This window comes from Dietzia sp. CW19, from assembly GCF_014145265.1.
Lineage (GTDB): Bacteria > Actinomycetota > Actinomycetes > Mycobacteriales > Mycobacteriaceae > Dietzia > Dietzia natronolimnaea.
Genome location: NZ_JAALEE010000436.1, coordinates 1 through 6,715 on the forward strand (window position 1 = coordinate 1; position 6,715 = coordinate 6,715).

7 protein-coding genes and 1 riboswitch are annotated in these 6,715 nt (G+C 69.2%); of the genes, 6 read left to right on the forward strand and 1 reads right to left on the reverse strand.

Translation table 11 applies throughout. The features are described from left to right. Positions 1-434 (reverse strand): ATP-binding cassette domain-containing protein (locus G6021_RS12895; RefSeq protein WP_347238969.1); only part of this gene is annotated, 434 nt, incomplete at its 3' end. 9 nt (positions 435-443) lie between these two features. Next, positions 444-541: riboswitch (TPP riboswitch) on the reverse strand. 581 nt (positions 542-1,122) lie between these two features. On the opposite strand from G6021_RS12895, the gene G6021_RS12900 reads away from it, so the two are divergent. The 6 genes from G6021_RS12900 to G6021_RS12925 form a co-directional block, all read left to right on the forward strand. Then, positions 1,123-2,274, forward strand: a complete 1,152-nt coding sequence (locus tag G6021_RS12900; RefSeq protein ID WP_182641461.1) for a site-specific integrase — start codon at positions 1,123-1,125, stop codon at positions 2,272-2,274. Positions 2,275-2,428: 154 nt separating this feature from the next. Next, entirely contained in the window at positions 2,429-2,620 is a 192-nt protein-coding gene (locus tag G6021_RS12905) for a helix-turn-helix domain-containing protein (RefSeq protein WP_182641462.1), read from the forward strand. Continuing rightward, positions 2,617-4,290, forward strand: a complete 1,674-nt coding sequence (locus G6021_RS12910) for an AAA family ATPase (RefSeq protein WP_182641463.1) — start codon at positions 2,617-2,619, stop codon at positions 4,288-4,290. The genes G6021_RS12905 and G6021_RS12910 overlap by 4 nt, the downstream gene beginning before the upstream one ends. 316 nt (positions 4,291-4,606) lie before the next feature. Further along, entirely contained in the window at positions 4,607-6,013 is a 1,407-nt protein-coding gene (locus tag G6021_RS12915) for an IS1380 family transposase (RefSeq protein WP_179523906.1), read from the forward strand. Positions 6,014-6,305: 292 nt separating this feature from the next. After that, complete coding sequence (locus G6021_RS12920) at positions 6,306-6,500, forward strand: hypothetical protein (RefSeq protein ID WP_182641464.1); 195 nt, start codon at positions 6,306-6,308, stop codon at positions 6,498-6,500. Continuing rightward, a partial coding sequence (locus G6021_RS12925) for a hypothetical protein (protein ID WP_182641465.1) occupies positions 6,497-6,715 on the forward strand: 219 nt, incomplete at its 3' end. The genes G6021_RS12920 and G6021_RS12925, both read left to right, overlap by 4 nt.

Consider the following 6,715-nt stretch of genomic DNA (forward strand, 5'->3'; position numbering starts at 1 on the left):
TGGCGCATCCCCGCGCTGAGAGCCGCGGGACGGGCCCCGGACCAGGCGCCCAGACCCAGGCGGTCCAGCAAGGACTGGGCCTCGGCGCGGGCCGCGCGCCGGCCCACCCGTTGGTTACGGAGACTGATCGCGACGTTGTCGAGTAGGGTCAGCCAGGGCAACAGGCTGTCGCCCTGGGGCATCAACGCGCAGGACTCCAGGCGTCGTGCGGGCTGACTCTCGTCGAGGACGAGGGCGGACCCCGTCGTCGGCTCGGTGAGGCCGGCGATCAGCGACAGCAGCGTCGACTTGCCACATCCGCTGCGCCCGACGACGGCGATGTGTTCGCCCACCGGAACGGAGAGGGTGAGGTCCGCGAGCACCGCGCGGCGCGCGCCCGGATAGGTGTGTCCCAGGTCCTCGAGAGACACCGCCGTGGTTCCCGGACGACTCACCACAGCGTGCACCAGCGCATGTGACATCCCTCCGCTCGTGTGAACGAGTTCAGGTTCAGCGGGTGTGATCTCAGCCCCGTTCGGTAGGGGCACCCCGTGTCATCGGCTCCGATTGCGACAATCGGGCCGAACATGAAACGTATCACCGGCCGATTCCGTGATGGGAGGCCCGTCTAGTGGGTGCGCATCCGTGTGCTGGAGCGCCGGTCGCGGGGCAACCGCCCGCAGCAGACGGGAGGCGGCCGGCAACGACCCCGCCGCTCACCCCTCTCACCGGCATCAGCGGCCGCGAACGAGGTGCCCACTCGGCGAGTGGTCACATCGGATGGATTTCGGAACACCCCACCTGGGAGAACGTGAGCAGGTGTGACCACGCGGCGGGGCGGTGATCGTGCGGCGGGCGGTGACCACGCGGCGGGCGGTGACCCGCTGCCGGCGACGATGTGGGCACGGTGGCCGGCTGAGGGCCGGTCGCCGTGCCGGACATATGCCCAGACCTGTGCGCCCCCGAGAGGATTCGAACCCCTCCCGAGTACTGGATCCGTCCCCGTCGCTGACCTGCGAGGACACCACGTCTGACCAGGTGTGATGACACCCCCCTTCATGTACAGTTGTGGACAAATAGGGGCATGTTCTAGCGCCTATTCCCCACGGATTCCCCACGGATCCCCGACGTGAAGGCGACATCATGGCACGGTCTAAGGCTCGGACGCGGCGGCGGTTCGGTGAGCTGGACAAGCTCCCCAGTGGGCGGTGGCGGGCGCGGTACACCGGCCCCGATCTTCAGCGGCACAGCCCCGGTCGCACGTTCCAGGCCCAGGACGACGCGGCCGGGTGGCTGCGGGCCGAGGAGCTGCTCGTCGAGCGGGGGGAGTGGACGCCGCCGGCCGAACGGCAGGCACGGGCCGAAGCTGAGCGCACCGCTGCCACGCTGACCCTCGACGACTTCGGTGTGCAGTGGCTCGCCTCCCGCGACCTACGGCCCTCGACGAGGGACACCTACACAAAGGTGTGGGGAACCCGCGTCCGGCCGTACCTCGGCGGTGTCCCGCTGGCCGAGGTGACCGCCGTGGCCGTCCGGCAGTGGTGGGCCGACCTCGGCCGTGACCACACCACCCCGACCCGCAACGCGCACGCCTACCAACTGCTGCGGGCGGTGATGAATACCGCCGTCGAGGACGGGCTCGCGCCGGGCAACCCCTGCACCCTCAAGACGGCCGGGCGCGCACCCAAGGCCGGACAAGTCGACCTGCTCACCGTTGCCGAGCTCGACGCGATCACCGCCCACATGCCCGCCCACTACGCCGCCTCGGTGCCGATCATGGCGTGGTGCGCGCTGCGGTTCGGTGAGGCGACCGAACTTCGCCGGAAAGACATCACGGGCGGGGGCCGGGTCCTACGGATCCGTCGCGGGGTGACCTACGTCAAGGGGGAGTTCATCGTCGGCCCGCCCAAGTCGGCCGACGGGGTCCGCGACGTGGTCGTCCCGCCCCACATCGTGCCGGTCCTAGCCGATCACCTCGAGAAGTACGTGGGCGACGACCCCGAGGCGCTGGTGTTCACCACCCGCACGGGGGCGCGGATCCTGTCCTCGACCTACCGAGAGATGTTCCGCGCGGCCCTGGCCAAGGCGGGCGTGACCAAGTCGGTGAAGGTCCACGACCTGCGCCACCTCGGCGGGACGCTGGCAGCGCAGGCGGGCGCGACCACCCGCGAGCTCATGGCCCGGTTGGGGCACTCGACGCCCAACATGGCGATGCGGTACCAGCACGTCGCGGCAGGTCGGGACGCCGAGGTCGCGCGGCGCATGGCCGAGCTGGCAGGCGGTGGGGACCAATAACGAGCCGGGTGTGGACAGACCTAACAACACTCGTGTAACTTCGGTCAGGTAGTGACACCGCCCGCCATCTGAGCGCGGGCCGCGTCCCCGACTAGACCAGAAAGCCCCCCGTGAAGCCCCGTTACCGGGGTACCCATGCTTCACGGGAGCTTTCATGTCCACTTCATCCTTACCGCGGCGGCTGGTCTCCATCGCCTGCGGTGCCGAGACGCTCGGCGTCCACCAGCGCACGGTTCGCCGCTACATCGCCGACGGTCACCTCACCGGCTACCGGATCGGTCCTCGCACGCTACGGGTCGACGCCGCCGAGCTGGAGGCGTTCGCCACTGGAAACCCTGTCCGGTGACCTCAACGGAGAACGCCGCCGGGGCAGGCACCCCGACGGCGTCACACAAGCTGCTCAGCTCGGATGCCATAGTAACCCCCGCCCACACGGTGGACCAGGACCACGACGACGGCGTCGCCGACGACGACTACATCCGCCCCGGCGTGGTGTACGGCGCTCTGCCTCGCTCCCGGCGCGTGGTCCTGGCCGAGCAGTCCAAGTACGACGTGGACGCCCTGCGCCGTGTGGGCAGGGACGCCCTCGGGATCCCGTTCTGGGAACAGGACATCACCGAGGTCGTCAAGCTCGTCGAGGGCAAGACCGTCGACCTACTTGTCCGCCCCAGCCGGGTGGACGCCGGACGCAAGTACGCCGCCGCGCTCGAGGCGCACGCCCGCGGCCCGAAGTGGGTGCGGGTGTGTCTCCTGCCCGAGGGGACCGACATCGTCGCTGAGCTCGACGCCGGTCGTGGCCTCAAGGACGTGGGCGGCCGGACCATCATCCGCGGTCCCGAGATGGACACCGGGCAGCACGTCGTCGACAACGCCCTCGACCGTCTCGTAGCGGCTGGCCTCGACCGTCGTGCCCTGGCCGAGCTTCCGCCACCGCAGCCGCTCATCGAGGGGCTCCTGTTCCTCGACAGCGTTGCGCGACTCGTCGGCAAACCCGGGTCGTACAAGACCTACGTGGCGCTGGACTTCGCGCTGTGCGTGCTCACCGGCAAGCCCTGGCACGGTCGGGTGACCCTCGCCGGCGGCGGCAAGGTGCTGTACCTCGTGGGTGAGGGGCTCGCCGGGATCAACAACCGCATCGCCGCGTGGGAGGCCGAGTACAACGACGGCAAGCCGGTCGGGTACGACGCGGACGGCGATCAGACCCTCATGGTCCTACCGGTGCCGATGAACCTGGCCTCCACCGACCCCGAGGTGCTGGCCCTGATCCAGCTGATCGCGGGGGAGCAGTTCGACCTCGTCATCGTCGACACCCAGGCCCGGTTCACCACCGGGGCCGAGGAGAACAGCGCCGCCGATATGGGGATGCTGGTCAAGACTCTGGACACGATGCGGAAAGCGTCGGGCGCGTGCGTGACCGTGGTGCATCACAGCGGGCACACCGGCACGCATGGCCGCGGGTCCACGGCCGTCAACGGGGGTCTTGAGACCGAGCTGATCCTTGCCCGCGGCGACCGAGGCGAGATCACCCTCCACGTCGACAAGCAGAAGAACGCGAAGGAGATCCCCGACATAAACCTCGTCATGCACGAGGTGCGGGACAACCTCGTGGTGCGCACGCTCGACGAGGTGGGCGGGGCTGCGGGGCTCGACTACATGGGCCACCTCCAGGCCCCGCTGGAGCCGCGCGGCCGGCGGGACAAGTCGCCGAACTACGAGAAGCTGGCCCGGTTCATCTGGGAGGTCTACCAGGGCGGCAGTGGCGAGACCAAGGCGAACATCAGTGCTGCGCTCAAGTCCACCACGTGGGGCACCGAACCCGATACACAGCTTCGACTCACGGGCGCTCAGTCCCAGTTCCGCAAGCGGTTCGACGAGAGCTGGACGGCACTGGAGAAGCGCGGATGGATCGCCACCGTCGGCGGTCGATCCCGGCAGATGCTCACCGCCGCCGGGGTGGAGGAACTGGGGTACTCCGACGAGTCAGACACAGCCGGGGAGGACGCCGCCGATGACTGATCTGAGAGCGTCCGAATCGGTGTCCGAATGGTGTCCGACGACAGCCACACCGGCACCGTCCGAATCGAGTGTCCGAATGGTGTCCGGTGGCGTCCGAATCGACCATATCCGCTGCTCAGCCCGTATATCCGATCGGACGCTATTTCGGACGCCGACCATGTTGTCCGGTTTAGGTGTCCGACGCCCCCCCTTAACCTCGATCCACCGATCGACTGTGTCCGGTGGGCGGCGTGGGAGAGTGAGAATGCCCTCCTGACCTGGGAAAATGCGACTTGTCTAAGGTCCGCATAACCCGCTCAAGAAGGGCATCTCGTAGATGCAACTGTCTCACACGCTCCCGGTCGTGTCCGCGAGCTTCGATGAGCCCAATCTCGTGTCGTCGGCCGGGCTGGTTCCACTGATGAGGCTCGCTGAGCAGGCGGGGCTGGGTCGGCTGGGAGATGAGCGCCTGACGGTCCCGACGGACAAGGGCGCCAACGCGGGCCGCAAGCTCGCCTCGCTGGTGGCCGGGATGGCGGCCGGCGCGGACAGCATCGATGACATGGCCCTGCTGCGCCACGGCGCGATGGGCAAGATCTTCCACCGCCCCTACGCTCCCTCGACGTTGGGCTCCTTCCTGCGCGCCTTCACCTTCGGCCACGTGCGCCAGGCCGACGCGATCGCCTCCCGGTTCCTGTTGGCGCTGGCCGAGGGCACCGAACTGCTCGGCCGCGAAGACGACAGCGGGACGGTGATGGTCGACATCGACGACACCATCGTGGAGGTCCACGGGCATCACAAGCAGGGAGCTTCCTTCGGCTACTCCGGAGTGCGCGGCCTGAACGCGCTGCTGGCCACCGTGAGCACCGAGCAGATCGCCCCGGTGGTCGCCGCCCAGCGGCTGCGCAAGGGCTCAGCCGGCTCCCCGCGCGGAGCGGTCCGCCTGGCCACTGACACCCTGGCTCTGATCCGGCGCACCTGCCTGGCCGGGCGGCCAGTGCTGGTGCGCGCGGACTCAGCGTTCTACTCCCACGCCCTGGTCACCGCCGTGCTCAAGACCGGGGCGCACGTATCGGTCACCGTGCGGATGGACCCGGCCGTCAAGCGCGCCATCGCCGCCATCAGCGACGATGCTTGGACCACGATCAAGTACACCGACGCGATCTACGACGAAGACAGCGGCAGGTGGATCTCGCGGGCCGAGGTCGCCGAGATCCCCTTCACCGCCTTCACCTCCAAGAAGACCAGCGAGCAGATCCCCGGCCGCCTGGTGGTGCGCCGCATCCCCGACCTGAACCCGAAGAAGAACCAGGGGCAGGCCACACTGTTCGATACGTGGCGCTTCCACGCGTTCTTCACCACCGCCCCCGCCGCCGAGCGCGACACCGTGGCTGCCGACAAGGTCCACCGGGCACACGCCATCATCGAGAACGTCCACGCCGACCTCAAGGCCTCCGCGCTGGCGCACATGCCCTCGGGAGTTTTCAACGCCAACGCTGCCTGGCTCGTCTGCGCGGTCATGGCCTTCAACCTCACCCGCGCCGCCGCGACACTGACCAACGCCCCGGGGCTGGCTCGGGCGACCACGGCAACGATCCGCCGCAAGCTCATCAACCTGCCCGCCCGCGTTGCCTGCTCCGCTCGGCGTCTCCGTCTCCACCTGCCCCAGGGCTGGCCATGGCAGAGGGCCTGGTCCGCGCTCTACGACGCCGTCCTTCCGGGTCGGGCGCCCACGCCGATCTGACCACCAGACGCAGTCCCTACGAGCAGGAATCCCAGTGGAAAGGCCGGGCAGACCGGCGGCCCCTACGCGCCCTCGCCCCAGCCCCGACCTCCTGGCCCCGTCAGCGACCTCCTCAGCAGCTCATCGGTGGATCGAGGCTTAAGGGGGGCGGGAACCGGACAGGTCCAGATTTTCGGACATTCCCAAACCTCCACCGGCCGCGGGATAGACCCCACCCGACGGCTGCGGGACCCACCACCGGCCGCGGACACCTCGACCCCACACCACACCACCTGATCGGAGACCCCACGCCATGAAGGCATCCACGAAGTACCGGCAGCGGCTCGCACAGATGGCCGGCCGCGAGATCCCCGGCGGTTGCATGGACCGTGCCCGCCTGAGCTACGACGAGACCGCCGAGATGTTGGCCGGGTTCCGGTCCGCGCTGCGACGACACGTGTCCCACCTCCCAGCCGACAACCTCGACGACCGGGAGAGCGGCCGATGAGCTACGACCGTCGACCCGACGCCGAGAGCTGGCCGCCCTCGTACAAGGCACCAAAGACCCCCTGGCCGCGCGTGAAGGAGGTCCTCGACGGCCCGCCGAGGTGGACCTCCCAGGCCGCGTGCGCCGGGCTGGCACCGCTGCACGACACCCAGTTCGCCGACGAGCCCACCGCCGCGTGGTTGGCCCGCTACCGCGAGGCCCGGGCGGTGTGCCGC